This is a genomic window from Pseudomonas sp. ASL7 (genome assembly GCF_056680375.1).
The window spans coordinates 763678-781183 of record NZ_CM155279.1; the positions used below are offsets into that span (position 1 = coordinate 763678).

General features: G+C 56.2%; 14 protein-coding genes and 1 pseudogene. 5 read left to right on the forward strand and 10 right to left on the reverse strand.

From position 1 onward, the window contains the following. Positions 1-104: 104 nt before the first annotated feature. A complete protein-coding gene (locus tag AC1MDT_RS03505) occupies positions 105-1136 on the reverse strand; it encodes a GlxA family transcriptional regulator (RefSeq protein ID WP_480420716.1) in 1032 nt (343 codons plus the stop codon). A gap of 243 nt (positions 1137-1379) precedes the next feature. Here AC1MDT_RS03505 and AC1MDT_RS03510 point away from each other — a divergent pair, with 243 nt between their 5' ends. After that, a complete protein-coding gene (locus AC1MDT_RS03510) occupies positions 1380-1730 on the forward strand; it encodes a nitronate monooxygenase (protein ID WP_480420717.1) in 351 nt (116 codons plus the stop codon). A gap of 159 nt (positions 1731-1889) precedes the next feature. On the opposite strand, the gene AC1MDT_RS03515 is transcribed toward AC1MDT_RS03510, so the two are convergent. From AC1MDT_RS03515 to AC1MDT_RS03525, 3 genes are all read right to left on the reverse strand, one after another. Beyond that, positions 1890-2222 carry a LysR substrate-binding domain-containing protein gene (locus AC1MDT_RS03515; protein ID WP_480420718.1) on the reverse strand — a complete coding sequence of 111 codons (333 nt, stop codon included), beginning with the start codon at positions 2220-2222 and terminating at the stop codon, positions 1890-1892. Between the two features lie 115 nt (positions 2223-2337). Beyond that, the gene (locus AC1MDT_RS03520) at positions 2338-3945 is read right to left on the reverse strand and encodes an ArnT family glycosyltransferase (RefSeq protein WP_480422693.1); all 1608 of its coding nucleotides are present in this window, start codon (positions 3943-3945) and stop codon (positions 2338-2340) included. Positions 3946-4164: 219 nt separating this feature from the next. Then, positions 4165-5061 (reverse strand): LysR substrate-binding domain-containing protein, encoded by an 897-nt coding sequence (locus AC1MDT_RS03525; RefSeq protein ID WP_480420719.1) that lies wholly within the window; start codon positions 5059-5061, stop codon positions 4165-4167. A gap of 165 nt (positions 5062-5226) precedes the next feature. On the opposite strand from AC1MDT_RS03525, the gene AC1MDT_RS03530 reads away from it, so the two are divergent. Both AC1MDT_RS03530 and AC1MDT_RS03535 read left to right on the forward strand, forming a co-directional pair. After that, entirely contained in the window at positions 5227-6528 is a 1302-nt protein-coding gene (locus tag AC1MDT_RS03530; protein WP_480420720.1) for an NAD(P)/FAD-dependent oxidoreductase, read from the forward strand. Positions 6529-6580: 52 nt separating this feature from the next. After that, positions 6581-7669 carry a polyamine ABC transporter substrate-binding protein gene (locus AC1MDT_RS03535; protein WP_480420721.1) on the forward strand — a complete coding sequence of 363 codons (1089 nt, stop codon included), beginning with the start codon at positions 6581-6583 and terminating at the stop codon, positions 7667-7669. Between the two features lie 176 nt (positions 7670-7845). On the opposite strand, the gene AC1MDT_RS03540 is transcribed toward AC1MDT_RS03535, so the two are convergent. The 5 genes from AC1MDT_RS03540 to AC1MDT_RS03560 all read right to left on the reverse strand — a co-directional run bounded on the left by AC1MDT_RS03540 (position 7846) and on the right by AC1MDT_RS03560 (position 15850). After that, the gene (locus tag AC1MDT_RS03540) at positions 7846-8637 is read right to left on the reverse strand and encodes a tyrosine-protein phosphatase (protein WP_480420722.1); all 792 of its coding nucleotides are present in this window, start codon (positions 8635-8637) and stop codon (positions 7846-7848) included. A 74-nt stretch (positions 8638-8711) separates the two neighbouring features. After that, positions 8712-9869, reverse strand: a complete 1158-nt coding sequence (locus AC1MDT_RS03545; protein ID WP_480420723.1) for a response regulator — start codon at positions 9867-9869, stop codon at positions 8712-8714. 31 nt (positions 9870-9900) lie between these two features. Beyond that, entirely contained in the window at positions 9901-13032 is a 3132-nt protein-coding gene (locus tag AC1MDT_RS03550; RefSeq protein ID WP_480420724.1) for a response regulator, read from the reverse strand. 54 nt (positions 13033-13086) lie between these two features. Beyond that, positions 13087-14670 (reverse strand): ATP-binding response regulator, encoded by a 1584-nt coding sequence (locus tag AC1MDT_RS03555; protein ID WP_480420725.1) that lies wholly within the window; start codon positions 14668-14670, stop codon positions 13087-13089. Positions 14671-14677: 7 nt separating this feature from the next. Continuing rightward, complete coding sequence (locus AC1MDT_RS03560) at positions 14678-15850, reverse strand: response regulator (RefSeq protein ID WP_480420726.1); 1173 nt, start codon at positions 15848-15850, stop codon at positions 14678-14680. Positions 15851-16188: 338 nt separating this feature from the next. Between AC1MDT_RS03560 and AC1MDT_RS03565 the strand changes: the two are divergent. After that, positions 16189-16405 (forward strand): annotated as a pseudogene (locus tag AC1MDT_RS03565) (CrcB family protein). A gap of 14 nt (positions 16406-16419) precedes the next feature. Beyond that, complete coding sequence (locus tag AC1MDT_RS03570; RefSeq protein ID WP_480420727.1) at positions 16420-16761, forward strand: DUF190 domain-containing protein; 342 nt, start codon at positions 16420-16422, stop codon at positions 16759-16761. Positions 16762-16909: 148 nt separating this feature from the next. Here the strand turns inward: AC1MDT_RS03570 and AC1MDT_RS03575 are convergent, their stop codons facing one another. Further along, positions 16910-17395: an adenosine-specific kinase gene (locus tag AC1MDT_RS03575; protein WP_480420728.1), complete on the reverse strand. Its 486-nt coding sequence runs from the start codon at positions 17393-17395 to the stop codon at positions 16910-16912. Between the last annotated feature and the right edge of the window lie 111 nt (positions 17396-17506).

The following is a 17506-nucleotide window of genomic DNA, read 5'->3' on the forward strand; positions in this document are numbered from 1 at the left end:
TGTCAGGTTGGAAGGGTTGTAGTTGGTGCGTTCCAAGGCCAATAAAGATGGAATTTCGGCCAGGCATCCGACTGCACATTTCTTGTCTGCTAGCGATTGTGACGCTAAGCAGCCTCGGTTCTTTTCGTGGCGTGGTTGTTCGTTTGTGAGTCTTTCTTCTTGATTGGTTTTGCGCTTTTCTCGGTCCTTCTGAAGTTGCTCCGATACTCTTTCGGTGTGGTATTCAAACGTCGCGAGAAAATCATGCGCATATTGGTTGAATTACGAAAACCACAATTGAAGGCCACCGTTTTTAGTGGGGCGTCTGTGTCTTCAAGCATTTTTCGAGCGTGGTCAACCCGCACCTGTTCGACGAAAACAGCCGGTGTGACTGCCGCGTATTTGGAAAAAATCCTCGAAAAAGTACGACGGCTCACCGATACGGCATCCGCCAGTTGCTCCATCGAAATCGCCTCACCGATGTGATCTGTCACATAACGCATCACCGTCGTGACGATGGAATTCTCTTCGGGGCGCAGGGCCAGAAACGGGCTTGATTGCGACTGCCCGCCCTCTCTGTGGATGTACACAATCAGGCGTTTTGCGACGGTGACGGCCAGTTCGTTGCCCCAGTCTTCAGCGATCAACGACAGGCACAAATCAATCCCGGCCGATACGCCAGCACAGGTGAAAAGATCGCCGTCGCGGACGAAGATTTTGTCAGGCCGGATAAAGGTCAGAGGGAATTGATCCTCTAGCCGTTGAACATCATTCCAGTGTGCGGTCACTTCGCGCCCATCCAGCAAGCCGGCATGACCTAACAGAAATGCACCATTGCACACCGAGCCAAATCGTCGAGCCCCATCCGCCTGACGCCGAAGCCAATCCAGAAAACCTTCCTCTGGCCGTGCGTCCGGCATTCTCGGACCGCCCGCTACGAGCAGCAGGTCGCTATGCCCCGGATAATTTTGATAGTGATAGGGAACGGCAATCTCCATCCCGTTCGAGCACCGCACATTTCCTGGCTTTACCCCGACCATTGAGACGTCATAACGCTGAGCTTCTGGCAGGAACGAATTCGCTTCGGCAAAAACATCGAGTGGACCTGCAACATCCAGCGCCTGAACACCATCGAAAACAACCAATGCAAGTTTCATCTGAACCTTTCCTGGTCGGCCGGGCGGAATCCGCCGGGCCTAAGCAACAGTTTGAGTGGCACGCCTCATATCCTGCTGATGGCCTTGAATGATCTCAAGGCTTCCAGTCTATCCCTTGCGCAAATGGCCAGAAATAGCGATTCATTGGCCTAAAAGTGGATAAGTAACAAAATCGGCATGACTCGATTTTGCCTCTACGCCGTTGCCGATTGTGAATACGCCGATATAACGGAGTTAATGCCGATGTGGTACGACACGCCCGCAACAAGACTGTTGGGTATACAGATTCCCATTATTCAAGGTCCCTTCGGTGGTGGTCCCTCGTGTGTTGAGCTGGTGAGTACGGTCTCCAATGCCGGAGGCTTAGGGTCCTTTGGTATGCCGACACTTGAGCCTGCACAAATGATCGAAGTGGCACGACAGATTCGCATGGCCTGGCGGCTGCTCACACAAGGCCTCGATGACTTTGGTTCGTTGTCAGCAGGGCAATCCGTTTCTTTGATCAGGCACGACAACGCACGAGCGTTGATGGACGAAATCGTCAAAGAAACGCCGAAGATTTTTGCTAAATACGGTTTGCATCGATCGGGTTGAATCCTCAGTCGATGGCTGCCCCTCAATAAAGGCGGCGCCATCTACTTCGCTCTGTGCTACCCGCTGTCACTCGGTGTGCGTTTACTGGAGCGCAAGACGAGGCATTGAACCCGTGGCTCGTTCGGTTTTCATCCGCACGAGCCACGGGGGGCTGTGTGTTCAATGTGAGGCAAACGACAGCCGTTCCTTGAACCAGGTCACGGCTTGCTTTTTGAACGCTTCGGCAGGTGGTGTTAACGGATAGCGCTGGTCATAGGCTAATACGATGCGTTGCGCGGGCAGCTCTTCGCGTATGGGTCGACAGACCAGCGGCTGACCATCGTATCTATGGTCGCTGAAGGGTCTGGTGTAGGTCAGCGCCACGCCGAGTCCGTTGGCAACGAGACTGCGCTGGAACTCGAAGCTGTGTGTGCGCTGGATGCTGTGGGGCGAGAGCCCATGGAAGTTGAACAGGTCCAGCACGTGCTGCCAGCTGTGGATTTGGTCAGTCACCACCAGATTGCACAGGCAGTTTGAGGTAAAGGGAAACCCTGCAGTTAAAAGCTGCAGGGCGAGTTGGCTGTTAGCCTTGGCTTGAGACCGGCTAACGGGTGTCCCCTTTTATTCTTCAGTCCGTCGATTGAACCGAAGTTTGCGTTGCAGCCTGACCGTCTACTGGAGTACCTGTCGCTTTCACGTTGGGTATGAACGCGGCACTGCCAGATTCTTTAGCGTGAAACATCCGGGCGCCGTTGTTTGGCTTGGTGGTGATCAATTGATGGTCGGCGGTCAGATAAGCCAAGGGCAATTGATTGATGTCTTTGTACTGTTCCACGATGATCGTGCGTTCAGGATTCCAGGCCTCGCCACTCTCTTTTTCCAGCCACGCCATCAGTGCTGCCGTGTCGCCTTTTTGCGGAATATCCGAATCAGGGGCAACGTAGTAGAACGGTGAGCCATGATTTTGCATGTACATGGGCAGCTTGTTGTCGACATCCACCATCACCATGCGCCATTCGTTCCACGGCGCAGTTTTAATGGCCTCTGCACGCACATCTTTGGTGAACTGTATGACGCCACCCCCACCACCATTGGTCCAGGGATAGATAACGCCAATAATCAAAAATAACAGCCCTGCTGTCACGGCAATACCCTTCGTCCAACCGGGCCCGCTGACTTTACCGGCAGCACGACGCTCGGCCATTCGCCGGGTTACCCACCAAGCCGCCAGCAATTGGGCAAATGGCACCAGAGGCAATACGTAGTAGCTGCGTCGGCTGCCACTGGCGGTGAAGAACAGGAACAGCAACCCCAGGCCGCAGATCAGCCAGCGAACGTTGGGTTCGGTTTGCTTCCAGTTGCGTACGGCCAACCACAGGCCGAGTATCCAGCAGGGTGCCCAGGGCAGGGTATAGATCGGCAGGTAGAGCAGATAGGTATAGATCGGACCTATGTTGTCGAAAGGCTGGAAGAATCGAACCACGTTTTCCCGAAATACCAGGCCAAGCCCACTCGACCCAAAAGTCGGCGCGCCATAGCGTTGCGACAGTATGAACGGCACCATGTAGAACGCGCCCCCCACCAGCATCGCCAGGAACATGCGTGGATTGAGATGGTTCTTCCAGCGTCCCTCGCCAATCAGATGCGGCAGCAGCATCAGCCCTGGAAGGATGAATCCGATCAAGCCCTTGAACAGCGAGGTCAGTGACAGAAACAGGAAAAATACGACGTAGCGACTCAGGCGCGTGTCGTCCGGACCGCGCCAATACCACCAGACAGCTGCCAGGACACCGCAAACAGTCAGGATGTCTGCCGTTGCGACCCGAGCCCAGAAAACGAAAAAGAAAGTCGTCGCCAGAAACCAGCCAGCAATCAGGCCGGTGCCTTTGCTATATAGCTGTTTGCCAATCAGGTAGACCAGCCAGACACTCAGCCACGCAGCCAGGACCGAGGACAGGCGCAGCGACCAGTGTCCGAGGCCGCCCATCAGGTGGGCAGTGGCAGCAATCAACCAATAGGAAGGCAGAGGCTTGTCGTAATAGGGCATGCCCTTGAGGTAAGGGTCGAAATAATCGCCTGTTTGCAACATTTGCAGGGTGATGTTTGCCCAGCGCGTTTCTGCGCCCCAAAGCTCCCTTGCCCCCAACCCGAAGAGCAGCAGAATCGCAGATACGCTCAGTAAAATGATCAGCGCACCATGGTCACTTTTCGAAAACCTGACTAACGAATTTTTCATGACTATTTTTCGCATCTTGCGCTCGCCGTGGTGTCGGGGAAGCGGCTGGAGCATCAAGGCTATCAAACCAAATGTGATGATATTGTCAGTAGATTGCGAATAAACCATTAGTTCTGATCTAAGCGTGTTGAAGGGGACAGTGGAAATCATCAGTGGCCAGGCCAGTCATTACGCCTTTTCGAATATCTTCGACGTGGCGCAAAACTCCCTTCCATCCGATCAACCCAGACCCCGCACAGCCTGCTGCGCAAACCACTGCATGATCACGCTACACGCCGGATGCGAAGCCGCCGAAGGCTGCGGGCACAGCGAGTAAACCCCCCGAGTCATCAACGGTTGCCCAAAAGGAACCACCAACACCCCCCGATCAAGCGACTCCTGTGCCAGCTTCAGATCCGTCATTGCCACACCCAAACCCCGCGCCGCTGCATCCAGCGCCAGCTCATCGAGGTTGAAGGGAATGTGTCGGTAATCCTCCAGCGACTTCCCGCCATTGGCCGCCAGCCAGTCGATCCACGCTTGTTTGTCCGCCGAACGATGCAGCAGCGCGAAGTGTACAAGGTCGTCCACTGAATCCAGTGGGTGCGCCAAGTCGCTCAAACCTGGCGCGCACACCGGCACCAGCGCTTCTTCGAACAGGGTCAGGCTGGCTGGATCGCTCGATGGCTCGGGCAGGTAAAGAATGTAGGCGTCACTGTCGCTGGCCGGTTCGACGATTTCCGTTGCCACGGTTTCAATCGACAAGGAAACGTCCGGGTGACTCAGGTAGAAGTCGCTCAGTTTCGGCAGCAACCAACGAACCGCAAGGGACACGTGCATGCGGATGCGAAACGGGCGCTTTCGCGGCGACAACCTGTCTTCGAGGGTTTTCAGTTGCTCAAGAATATTGCGCGCACCGGCCAGGACCTGTTCGCCTTCCAGGGTCAGTTGCAGGCTTCGGCTGCTCCTTACAAGCAGGGGCACACCGAAGTGCGTCTCCAACTGCTGGATTTTTCGGCTGACGGCACTTTGGGTCAGGCAGAGCGTTTGTGCGGCTTGCGTGAAACTACCCGAGTCAGCGACCTCCACCAGTGCCTGAAGGCCTGACAGGGAAGGGACGTGGCGAATTTTATCCATGCGTTTTCTGAATACTCAGATGATTTTATAACGTTGGTTGTATCACTTGAGACCTTATAGATTCTAGTCCTGGCCACCGTTATCTAAAACAACTCATGCGCTTGCTGCATGTAACTCGCTTTGAATAGATACGGCACGCAGTACGACAGTCAAATGAGGTAACGCATGGAAAATGTATGTGGATGGATTGCGCAAGCGGGGGACTCTCCTGTTCGCAATCCCCTGAACGGTAAGCAAAAAGCCGATTGGTTAATCATCGGCGCCGGGATTACCGGGCTTTGCGCTGCTCATTCACTGGCCGAAATGCACCCCCAGGCGCGCATTGTGATTGTCGACCGGCAGCGTGCCGCACAGGGCGCGTCGGCGCGTAACTCGGGCTTCGTCGTGGCCCATGAACACCCGAGCACCGATGAGCTTTCAGGCAATCAGGGTTTCGCCGGTTATGAAGTCGATACCGCGATTTCACGCGCTGCCAGCGAGGAAGTCCGCCAGCGTATTGCCCGTCACGGCATCGAATGCGACTTCCGGGATGCCGGCTATTTCTTCGCCGTGAATGATCCCGCCAAGCTGACGCATGTCGAGGCCAAGCTGCAAACGCTCAACGCAGTCGGTGCTTCTGCACAGTATCTGGAAGGTGAGCAACTCAAGCAAAAACTGGGAACCGGCCATTACCAGGCGGCGATCTGGTGCGGCAACGGTAATGCGTTGCTGCAACCGGCCAAGTACGTGAAAGGCTTGCTCGATGCGCTGCCGCCGACGGTGACTCTCTTCGAAAACACGGATATCACCGGCCTTGAACGCTTGGGAAAAGGACGGATTCGCGCCCAGGGTACCGAGGGCAGTATTGAGGCGAAGCAGGTTCTGGTGTGTCTGAATGCCTTCATCCCACGTTTGGGAATCAAGAGCAGCGGGACGTTCCCGATGGAACTCAGCGCCAGCCTCACACGGCCGTTGAGCGACAAAGAGTTTCAAGCCATCGGCAGCGTCGAGCCCTGGGGCGTGTTGTCCACCCGTCCCCTTGGCGCGACGGTGCGGCTGACTCCGGATCGTCGCGTGATGATCCGTAACACCGCCGAATACCGCTCTCGGGATCTGTCCAAAAGTGATCTGCTGGTCCGCAGAAAACACCATGTGCTGGGCTTGCAGCGCCGGTTCCCGTGGTTGACCGAGCAGGACATACATTACACGTGGACCGGACATCTGAGCGCCTCGCGCTCCGGGCAAGCGTATTTCTCCGAGGTCGAGGAGGGCGTGTTTGCCGTGGCCGGCTGCAATGGTTCAGGCGTCGCACGCGGCACCCTTTGGGGTCGACTGCTGGCTGAACTGGCGTCGGGGACCCGTTCGCCGATGTTGACGTCGGTCATGCAAAGGGCGCAGCCCGGCTGGCTCCCGCCCAAACCCTTTCTCGATATGGGTGCCATGCTTCGTATGCGCGTGGAGGCGGTCAGGGCCAGAACAGAAATCTAGAAATCCGGCTATCACAAACAATAAAAGCTCTTCAAAAAGAAGGTGATCGAACATGCGCGTCCATCCTGTTTCCCTTGCGGTATTACTCACAACGTTTTCGGCCGTAACGTACGCCGATGAACAGGTCAATATTTCGAACTGGAGCGGCTACATTGCCGATGACACATTGCCCACGTTCACCAAGGAAACGGGTATCAAGGCGACGTACGACATCCACGACAGCAACGAAGTCCTGGAATCGAAGTTGATGACTGGCAATACCGGTTATGACGTGGTCAGTCCATCGAACCATTTCCTGTCCCGGTTGATCAAGGCAGGGGCGATCCAGAAGCTCGATAAAAGCCAGTTGTCCAACTGGAAAAACCTCGACCCGGCGCTGATGAAAAAACTCGAGGTCAACGACCCGGGCAACCAGTACGGTTATCCCTACATGTGGGGCACCGCGGGTATTGGTTACAACGTCGAGAAAATCAAAGCGATCTTTGGCAACACTGATATCACCCATTCCTGGAAACTGTTTTTTGATGAGAACAACATTAAGAAGCTCAGCCAGTGTGGCGTGGCGATCATCGACAACCCGACGCAGATCCTGCCGATCACCCTCAACTACCTGGGGCTGCCGCATCACAGCCACGAGCCGGCGGATTACGCCAAAGCCGAGCAGGCGTTGCTGAAAATCCGGCCTTACATTCAGTATTTCCACACCTCCAAGTACGTCAGCGACCTGGCGAACGGCAACATCTGTGCGGTGATCGGTTTCAACGGCGACATTGTGCAAGCCGCCGCCAGTGCCAAGGAAGCCAAGAACGGTATCGACATTGCCTATTCGATTCCCGACGAAGGATCGACCCTGTGGATGGACATGGTGGTCATGCCCAAGAACGCACCGCACGAGAAGAATGGCTACACCTACATGAATTACCTGCTTGAGCCCAAGGTCATCGCCAATATCAGCAACAGCATCCACTACGCCAATCCCAACAGTGCGGCGGACGCCTATGTGGTGCCGGAGGTGAAGCAGGACCCGGCGATTTACCCGCCCAAAACGGTGCTGGACAAGCTGTTCATCGTCGAGGACCTGCCGCCGGCCATCGCACGGTTGACGACGCGTCTGTGGAACAAGCTGAAGACCAATACCTGACAACTGTCCCGGGTTGTGGGCCGTACACCGGCGCCACAGCCTCTCGGGCAATTCATGAGCATTTTGAAGATAACGGTTAGGGGGTAGGGCAATGGATATGTAGCAGCCCGGCCCCGCCGAATTTCTACAGCAGGAAGCTGACCCTGATTCGTGGTTCGCGTCGCTGTTCGAGGTTTTTATTCGAGTAAAAGGTTTTTCAACGCTTCACTTTGCTTGGGGCCGATGCCGGCAACCTTCTCCAGGTAGTTTTCTACGCTGTCGTATTGCTCGACGATGGCTTCGAAAGCTGCCGCCAGATATTCTTCTTTGGCCGACGAGAAGGGCGGTACAACCGATTCATCCGGCGCTGCACCAAACACCACGGTCAGTGCTTGCCTGATGGATTCTTCGCTCCGGGGGCCACTCCAGTATCTGGCACTCAGCATGTAATCATTCAAAATGCTTTGCTCAGGTACACCCAGCGCGGCGAGCAGCAGGGCGGCGAGAAAGCCTGTGCGGTCTTTACCCGCTGAGCAATGGAACACAAGTGGTAGACAATCATTGGCCAACATCCGTCCAAACAGGTTGGGGAGGTGCGGTGCGAACGCTGCCGGAAAGTGTCGATAGGCGATTAACATGGCCTGCGTTGCACCCTCTGCCGATGGGTTTTCAAGCAGTACTTTGGCCATAGCATCGTTGCCGGCCCGCAAGTCAGCGCTGACATTCATGTGCAGCAACTGCACCGTGGAGCCCTCCAGCCAGAGCGTGGGTGTATGAGTTCTTTCCTTGTCACTGCGCAGGTCACAGACAAGCTGGATACCCAAGCTACGTACCACCTCCAGATCCTCAGGCGTCAGTTTTTCAAGGCCCTCTGATCGGTACAAGTGACCCGGTCGGACTTTTCTTGAGTCGTGCGTCAAATACCCACCCATGTCTCTGAAATTGGGGGCTCCAGCCAGTAAGGGGAGGGTATTAATGGGTACTGCCATCTCGAGATCTCCTTGCAAACACTGGTGTTCAGGGAATGGGAATTACAGGTTGCGTAACGGCATCCAGTTATGTGTCAACAGCTGTGCGAGCTTGCTGCCCGTTGCGTCGGCAGCCGCGCCAGGTCGTCGTCGGTATCTGTATAGCATTCGGCAATACCCCGGCATTGCTCCTGTATGGCCGCAAATGCATCGACAATATCCGGATCGAAATGCTTCCCGCGTCCCTCGTTGATGATGGCAAGCGCTTGATCGTGGGAAAAGGCCGGTTTGTAGACCCGGCGGCTGATCAACGCATCGTAAACGTCGGCAACGGCCATGAGGCGCGCAGAAATTGGAATCGCATCACCCTTCAGGCCCTGCGGGTAACCACTGCCATCCCATTTCTCGTGATGGGCGTAGGCAATTTCCTTCGCGCATTGCAAAAAGGCGATGTTTTTATCCAGACGTTGCTCTGCGCTGGCGATGGCATCGCGACCCAGCGTGGTATGTGTCTTCATGATTTCGAACTCATCGGCGTCCAGCTTGCCTGGTTTGAGCAAGATTCGATCTGGAATGCCGACCTTGCCGATATCGTGCAGCGGGGCCGATTTGTAGAGACGCTCAATCGCCGCATCGCTGAGATAGTCGGAGAATCGCGGATGCTGTTGCAGTTTGACGGCGAGGGCCTTTACGTAGCACTGGGTACGCAGGATGTGGTTGCCGGTCTCGTTGTCACGCGTTTCGGCCAACGAGGCGACAGTAAGGACCGTGGCGTCCTGGGCCCGATGAATTTCCAGCGTGCGATGCACGATTTCTCGCTCAAGGAAACGGACCTTATCGCGCAACATGTCGTTCGATGTCTTCAGAAGAAGATGGTTTTTTACCCGCGCCAGCAGGATCGGCGGGCTGATGGGTTTGGTGATGTAATCGACCGCCCCCAATTCAAGGCCTATGCGCTCACTGCGTATATCGGTTTTCGCCGTGAGAAAGATCACCGGAATGCCCGCTGTTTCGGCACACGCCTTGAGTTGCCGACAGACTTCATAGCCATCCATGTCGGGCATCATGATATCGAGCAAGATCAGATCCGGCGGGAGATCGGAGCAGGCAATTTTCAACGCTCGAGCGCCGTTCGACGCGACCTGCAGGTGGTAGTCGTTTTCCAGTAAATCGCAGATCAGGCGAAGATTTTGCGGCGTATCGTCGACCACCAGGATCGTCGGCTTGCGGTTCGGATTGTCATTGCCATTCATAGCGCGATTCGCTGTGGTTTCTTGTCGATGTTCATGTGGCTGCAGTCGTTGCTTCGGTCAGCACCAGCAGCGCCTTTTCAAAGTCATACTGTTCTATGGCTTGGTTCAGCTGATGGAAGTGTCCAGGGAAAACAGCGGCCAGCAGCGCTTTGTGTTCGTGCAGCAGTTGCTCCGCTTTCGGGTTGTCCTCGCGCAGCAATGTGTCCAACTGAGGAATCACCGTTTCGCACAACGTCAAGTCGATCGGGCCGCCCAGCGTCGCCACCGGTTCAGGCAACGCCGTCGCGATGCTGGCGATTAGTCGTTCCAGCAAGACTTGCAGCGCCTGCAGTGTCTGCGGCGATGCCGTGCCGTGGCGCCCGCTGGCATCCTGCTGCAGTTCCTTTTCGAGGTGGCCGGCGTATTGCTGCAACTCGTGCGTACCGATCGTCCCGGCCAGCCCCTTTAAGGTATGGGCCAGGCGTTCTGCTGTCGGGGCATCGTCGCGCGCCAGCGCTTCGCGTATGTCCTGTATCGTGCGCGATTGGCTCTTCGCAAAGCTGCGCAACATCGCGATATAGCGCGCCGGCTTGCCCAGCACCGCTCGCAAGCCCGCTTCGAGATCGAGACCGGGGATGGCTGCAGGCAGCGTTTCATCAGAGGCGGCGACACCGACAGCCTCATGCGCCGATGGAGAGGGTATTGCGCCGGTAGGTTTGATCCAGCGCAGCAGGGTACGGAACAGCACGTCCGGGTCGATCGGCTTGGCGACAAAATCCATCATCCCCGCCTCCAGGCAGCGTTCGCGGTCGGCCTGCATGGCGTTGGCGGTCATTGCGACGATAGGCAGATTGTCCTTGCCGGGCAACGCGCGAATGGCCCGCGTTGCGCTCACGCCATCGAGTACCGGCATCTGCATATCCATCAGCACCAGGTCGTAGTCACCCGCTTGCACTCGGTCGACGGCAATTTGCCCATTGTCGGCGACATCGACCAGCAATCCGGCGTCGCTCAGCAATTCGGTCGCTACCTGCTGGTTCAGGGCGTTGTCTTCGGCCAGAAGGATCCGCGCGCCGAAAATCGTCGCCATGGCTTCCTCCATCGGGCCGTCCTGGAGTGTTTGCGGTGTCTCGACTTTCCCCGACGTATTGCAAAGCAGTCGGTTCATCGCATCGAACAGCGTGGAGGGGCTAACCGGCTTGACCAGCACTGTTTCCAGGCCGCTATCGCTCGTGTCGGCCAGTAGGTTATCGTGCCCGTAAGCCGTCACCAGCGCCATGCGCGGCACGTTGCCGGCATCGCCCCGGCAGATGCGCCTCGCCGTCTCGATGCCATCCATGCCGGGCATCCGCCAATCCAGCAACGCGACGTCGAACGGCGCGCCGGCACTATCGGCGTCGCGCAGTGCTTCGATGGCAGCCATTCCCGACTCTGTACTGAGCACTGTAAACCCCATCTCGGTCAGCATTTCCGAAAGGGTGTGGCGGGCACTGTTATTGTCATCCACCACCAGCACCCGGCAGCCATGCGGGTTCAAGGGCTGCGGTTTTCTGCGTGAGGTTGACACGGTGCCGACACGAGCCGTGAACCAGAACGTCGAGCCCTGGCCAACGACGCTGTCTACACCGACCGTGCCGCCCATCAATTCGGCGAGGTTCTTGGCAATCGCCAGACCCAGACCGGTGCCACCGTATTGGCGAGTTGTCGAGGTGTCCGCCTGCTGAAAGCTTTGGAACAGACGCCCCATCTGCTCTTCGGACAGACCGATGCCGGTGTCCTTGACCGCAAAATACAGCAGCGCATCGGACTCGCTGCGCTCATGCAGACGAACCACGATCGCGATCTCGCCCTGCTCGGTGAATTTGACCGCGTTGCCGGCAAAGTTAACCAGAATTTGCCCCATGCGCAGCGCATCGCCCACCAGTGTGGTCGGGACGTCGCTGGCCACATCAACGATCAACTCCAGGTCGCGCTGTGCGGCCCGCGTGCCGACCAGGTTCACCACATTGTCGAGCACTTCCTCGAGGGTGAATTCGGACTGTTCGACACGCAGCATGCCGGCTTCGATCTTGGAGAAGTCGAGCACGTCGTTGATGATGCCCAGCAAATGGTTACCCGATTGCTGGATCTTCTCGATGTAGTCTCGCTGGCGCGGGTTCAACTCGGTTTTCAGCGCCAGGTAACTCATGCCGATGATCGCGTTCATCGGCGTGCGGATTTCATGGCTCATGTTGGCCACGAAGTCGCTTTTGTGTTGGTCGGCGATTTCAAGCTGGCGATTCTTTTCCTTGATTTCGGCGAGCAAGCCGGCTTTCACCTTCATGCTGGCGGTTTGCTGCGTGAGCACTTCCGTCAAGGACGCCGTGCGTTCGTCTACCTTGCGTTCCAGTTCGGTATAAGACGCTTGCAGGCGGTCGCTCATCTGGTTGAATTGCGCGGCCAGCTCCCCCAGTTCGTCCTCTGTAGTAATTTGGATGCGACTGGTCAAATCCTTGTTTGTCATGGCCTGAGCTACTTCGGCCATAGCGCGTATGGGGGTTGTGATCGACCGGGTGATCCAGATCGTCAGGAAAATACCGGACAGGAAGAGCATGCCGATCAGGCTTCCCAGCCTGACCTCATTTTCCAGAAACTGTTGCTGCAACTCTGCGGTGCTGGCAGCAATCTCCGCTGTTTGATGACTGACCAGTTTTTTGAGGGCGGTCTTATAGGCATCTATCGCTGGGGTCAGGCGTGCATCGATAACTATCTTCGCGCTGCGTATGTCGCCGGCGGCATTGTCCGCAAAAGCCTCATCGCGCACAGTAATGGCCAAGCGGCGCAAGACCACGATTTCCTCGTATAAAGCCACTTCATCCGGGCTTTTCGGAAAGGCATCCAGTAGCTTGATAATTTCGGTGATGCGCAGGGCCGTCGCCTGCATTCCCGGCTCAAGGGACTGTTGTTCGGCTAGATCTGCATGATTGGCGAACGCCTTGATTCTTACGGCGTTCAGGGCCAACGTGTTATACCACTCGGTAATCAGACGTTCTTTCACCAATGTTTGATTGATCATGTGATCAGTTGTCACGTTGGCGATCTGTAGGCGCCAGACGCCAATTACGCCCAGTACTATCGTGAAGAATATGAGCACGCCGAACCCGATCCCCAAGCGCGTTCCGATCTTGAATTTTGTGATGTACATCAACAGTCAGTCCGTTTGGGTAGATACGCAGACACGGGGGGTGGGGTTCAGCGCTTAGCGCGGCAGAGCGACACTGACGACCGTGCGATTGTCGTCGTCGAAGGTCTCCAGGCTAATGGTTCCGCCTTGCGCCTCGATCAGCAGCTTGGCCGAATAGGTTCCCAGTCCGCTGCCGCCGCGCTTGCTGGTGGCGCCCTTGGTGAACAGCAGATCGCGCATGCCTGGTGGCACTGTTCCCTTGTTCTCGATCGTCACCACCAACGGGTTGCGGTCGTGTAGTGTCACGTTGACCCGGCTGCCGGTCGGTGCCGCCTCGCAGGCGTTTTTTACCAGGTTGTGCAAGGCCGAAAGACACAGCTTGGGGTCGCCTTGCGCCATCGGTTGCTCGATGCCCGGCCCGGTATCCGTATCGACTGACAGGGCGACGTTCCGGGAGGCGAAGGTCGCGCGAGCCAGGTCGGCGATCTGGTGCAGCAGATCGCCTAGCGGCACCGGTTGCGGTTGTGGCAGGTAGCGACCGGTTTCGATCTTGAACATTTCGGCCGACAGATCGATGGTACCGAGGACTTGCGTAACGGCGTCCTCGATCAGGGTCACCATGTGTGTGTGCGAGATGCTCAGCTGTTGGCCATCGAGCATTTGACGCGTCAGGCCGATTACGCCTGCCAGCGGCCCTTTGAGGTCATGCCGCAGCATGCGGTCGATGTCTTCACGTAGGCGCGCGGCGCTTAACATTTCATCGAAATGGACCTGGCGCTGCTTGTGCAGTTCGATGTAACGCATGAAGTTGCGCACCCGCAACAGCAGTTCGTTCGGCTCAATCGGCTTGCGCACGAAATCCATCGCGCCCAAGTTCAGGCCGCGATGCCGGGACTCCAGGTCGTCCAGTGCGGTGACAAATATGATGGGGATCGTTTCACTGGTCGGATGCTCGCGCATGCGCTGCGCCACCTCGAAGCCGTCCATGTCCGGCATCATCACGTCCAGCAGTACCAGGTCCGGCGGGTCGTCCGAGGTGCAGATCGTCAAGGCTTTCTGGCCGTTGTGAGCAATTCGCACCCGGTACTGATCGTCGAACAACCCGGCCATCAAGCGCAGATTGTCCGGCGTGTCGTCCACCACCAGAATGGTGGGTTGTCTTGTACTAACGGTTGAACGCTTGAGCGGCGCGGGGGACACAATGGGCGTAACCGCCTGTCGTGCATCCGGCGTCGGCGCATTTGCCGACTCACCCAGACGACGCGCACGCAATAAGGCCCTGATGATTTTTTCGCGTAGTTTCTGCGGGCTGTAAGGCTTGAGAAGCAGTTCGGAAACGCCGGCGGCGATAGCCTGTTCAACCTGCTCGCGGTCGGATTCCCCCGTCACCATGATGAGCGGCAGGTGCGCGAGTTTTTCATCACCGCGCACGGCCTGCAGCAAATCCAGTCCGGTCATGACCGGCATGTTCCAATCCGACAGCACCAGATCCAGACGCAGGCCTTTCAAGTGCCGGCTGCGTATATAGTCCAGCGCTTCCTTGCCGTTGTTGACCGTATCGACGTTGGTCACACCGAACGTGCGCAATTGGCCGATATTAGCCAGGCGCATTACTGCCATGTCATCGACCACCAGGACATGCATGTCTTTGAGTTCCATTTTGCGCCTATTCGGTAATCGTCGAGTGTGAGAGGAAGGGTTCGAGCCGCACGCGTTCGCGTTGCAGATCGTCATCGGTGTCGGCATAACGCTCGGCAATGGCACGGCATGTATCCTGAATGTCGACAAAGGCCTCTAACATGTCAGGATCGAAATGGGTGCCGCGGCCTTGCTGTAGTTGCGCAATCGCTTGCTCGTGCGTCATCGCCGGTGTGTAGAGGTCGCGACGGCTGATCATTCTGTCGTAGGCATCCGCCACCGCCATCAGCCGTGCGGATACCGGGATGGCGTCGCCTTGCAGACCGTCCGGGTAACCGCTGCCGTCCCATTTCTCTTGATGGGAGTAGGCGATTTCCTTGGCAAATTGCAGAAACGGTACGGTCGTCCCGAGTCGGCGTTCGGCTTGTTCGATCGCATTCCTGCCGAGCGTGGTATGCGTTTTCAACACGTCGAACTCCTCGGGACTGAGCCGATCAGCATTGAGCAGGATGCGGTCCGGGATACCGACTTTGCCGATGTCGTGCAGCGGCGCAGATTTGTACAATTGTTCGATGTTTTGCGATGTGAGCAAGGCAGCGAAACGCGGATGGTCTTGCAGTCTCTCAGCCAATGCTTTGACATAAAGTTGGGTACGCAGGATATGGTTGGCTGATTCGTTGTCGCGGGTTCCCGCCAGCGAAGTCACAACCAGAATGGCGACATCCTGGATTGCCTGCATCTTTGCGGTGCGGTGCGCCACTTCCTGTTCCAGGAAATCGTTTCGCTCGCGTAGAAAGTCGGCGGCGGTTTTCAGGATCAGGTGAGTCTTGAGGCGCGTCAACAGGATCGGCGGGCTGATGGGTTTGGTGATGTAATCGACCGCGCCCAATTCAAAGCCGACTTGCTCACTGTGTGTATCGACTTGCGCCGTGAGGAAGATCACCGGGATATTGCAGCTTCGCGGATCGGCCTTTAGTTGCCGACAGACTTCATACCCATCCATATAGGGCATCATGATATCGAGCAGAATCAGGTCGGGCGGCGCGCTCGACTGTGCGATGGCAATGGCGCGAGCGCCGTTGGATGCGACCCTGACGGTATAGGCGTGTTCCAACACGTCACTCATGAGCCTGAGATTCAGCGGCGCATCGTCCACCACCAATACAACAGCCTTGGCGGTAACATCGAGATTGTTGCTCATGAACACGCCTAATTCGAATCAGTATTTTAGTATTTTAGTTGCCGCAAGGAAGGTCACTGTGACTTCGAGTTACGCAGAAAAGATGAGTCCTTATTGCCAGAAAGGTATATCTGATAAAACGCTACGACAGGTCTTTACAGCCAAAACGGTTATCTTTGGCGCATCGACTTTACCTGCGCGGCGTGCGAGCGAGATTCAGGGACAGGGTCTGTAGGCGTGTCTCCCAGTCCTCCTGCTTAGGACAGGATCGTGATTTCAAGCTCCCCCTTAATTCCCCATTCGTTCATCCAGTAGTCAGAGATTTCTCGCCAATTCGTTCTGCGAGGAGATGGACAGCTATGCTGAAGTCACTGCTTGTTATCGCTATCGGCGCATCACTCGGGGTCTGGTTACGTTGGTTACTGGGCATCAAGCTCATTCTCGGCTGAAACTGTCACCCTGATTCAGGAGGGCAGGCTACTTTGGGCACTTGGCGCCATTTCGCTACACGTCGCAGGCTCACTGGCGATAACCGCCGAAGGGCTTCTATCGTTTCAATTGATTGGCACACGCTAAAGAGGTGATCAGTCATGAAAGGTTTTCTGGTGATTTTCTTTACGCAGCAGAACCGTCGTCATCACGGAAAAATGTTGGGTGACTGGATCGTCGATTTGGCCAAAGAAATGGGGCTGCGTGGGGCCACTCTGGCAACAGGTATCGAAGGCTTTGGGCATTCAGGAAAACTGCACTCCTCGCATTTTTTTGAACTGGCCGATCAGCCAGCCGAGATCCGCTTGGCCATTACTGAAGAAGAGTTCACTCGCCTGTTTGAGCGACTTGAGGCCGAAGATATCTCCTTGTTTTACATAAAGGCCCCGGTTGAGTTCGGAGCCGTCGGTAAACAAGCCAACCCGTCCGATCACCCGCTTTGATGTCAGAAGAGGAGAGGCGTGTTACTTCAGGAAAACGCCTGGCTTTGCGCTGCCTCCTTCCCTGCGGGGGCGGTTGAATCCACAATCGGCGGGGCCACAAGCCAGACGAAAACAAGTCCCTTTTCCCATGAAATGCCCGCTCTTCGATTCACAGCTTATAGCCGATCTGGCGCAACAAGTTCTTGCGCCACAGGATGTCTTCGTCGCCTTCAATGTCTTTGGCACAGAAGCCATCCACGACGCCCAGGATTGCTCGCCCTTGTTCCGTCTCGGCGAGAATCACTTCAGTTGGATTGGCTGTAGCACAAAAGATACGGCACACCTCTGGAATCATTTTGATGGTGTTTAACACGTTCAGCGGATAGAAACCGTCACCCAGGAAAATGATGAAGCTATGGCCTGCAGCGATGGCTTTCGCATTCTTCTGTGCAAGGTCGATCATTGAGGTGTCGGTGCCAGACCATCGCACCAGGCATTTGCCGGAGGCTTCACAAAAAGCCACGCCAAACTGGATACCTGGCACGGCATTTACCAACGCTTCGTGGATGTCCTCGACGGACTTGATGAAGTGCGTCTGACCCAAAATGAAGTTTGTCACTTCTGGCTTATCGATTTTCAACGTGATGAGTTGCATGTCAAAAGCCTCCTTTCACGATGTCGCTACTGGAGTCTGGCAATAGACCAAGCATAGCCACTCATTTGTTATTGCTCCGTCCACTGACTGTTCTTGGCCGGACAGCGACGG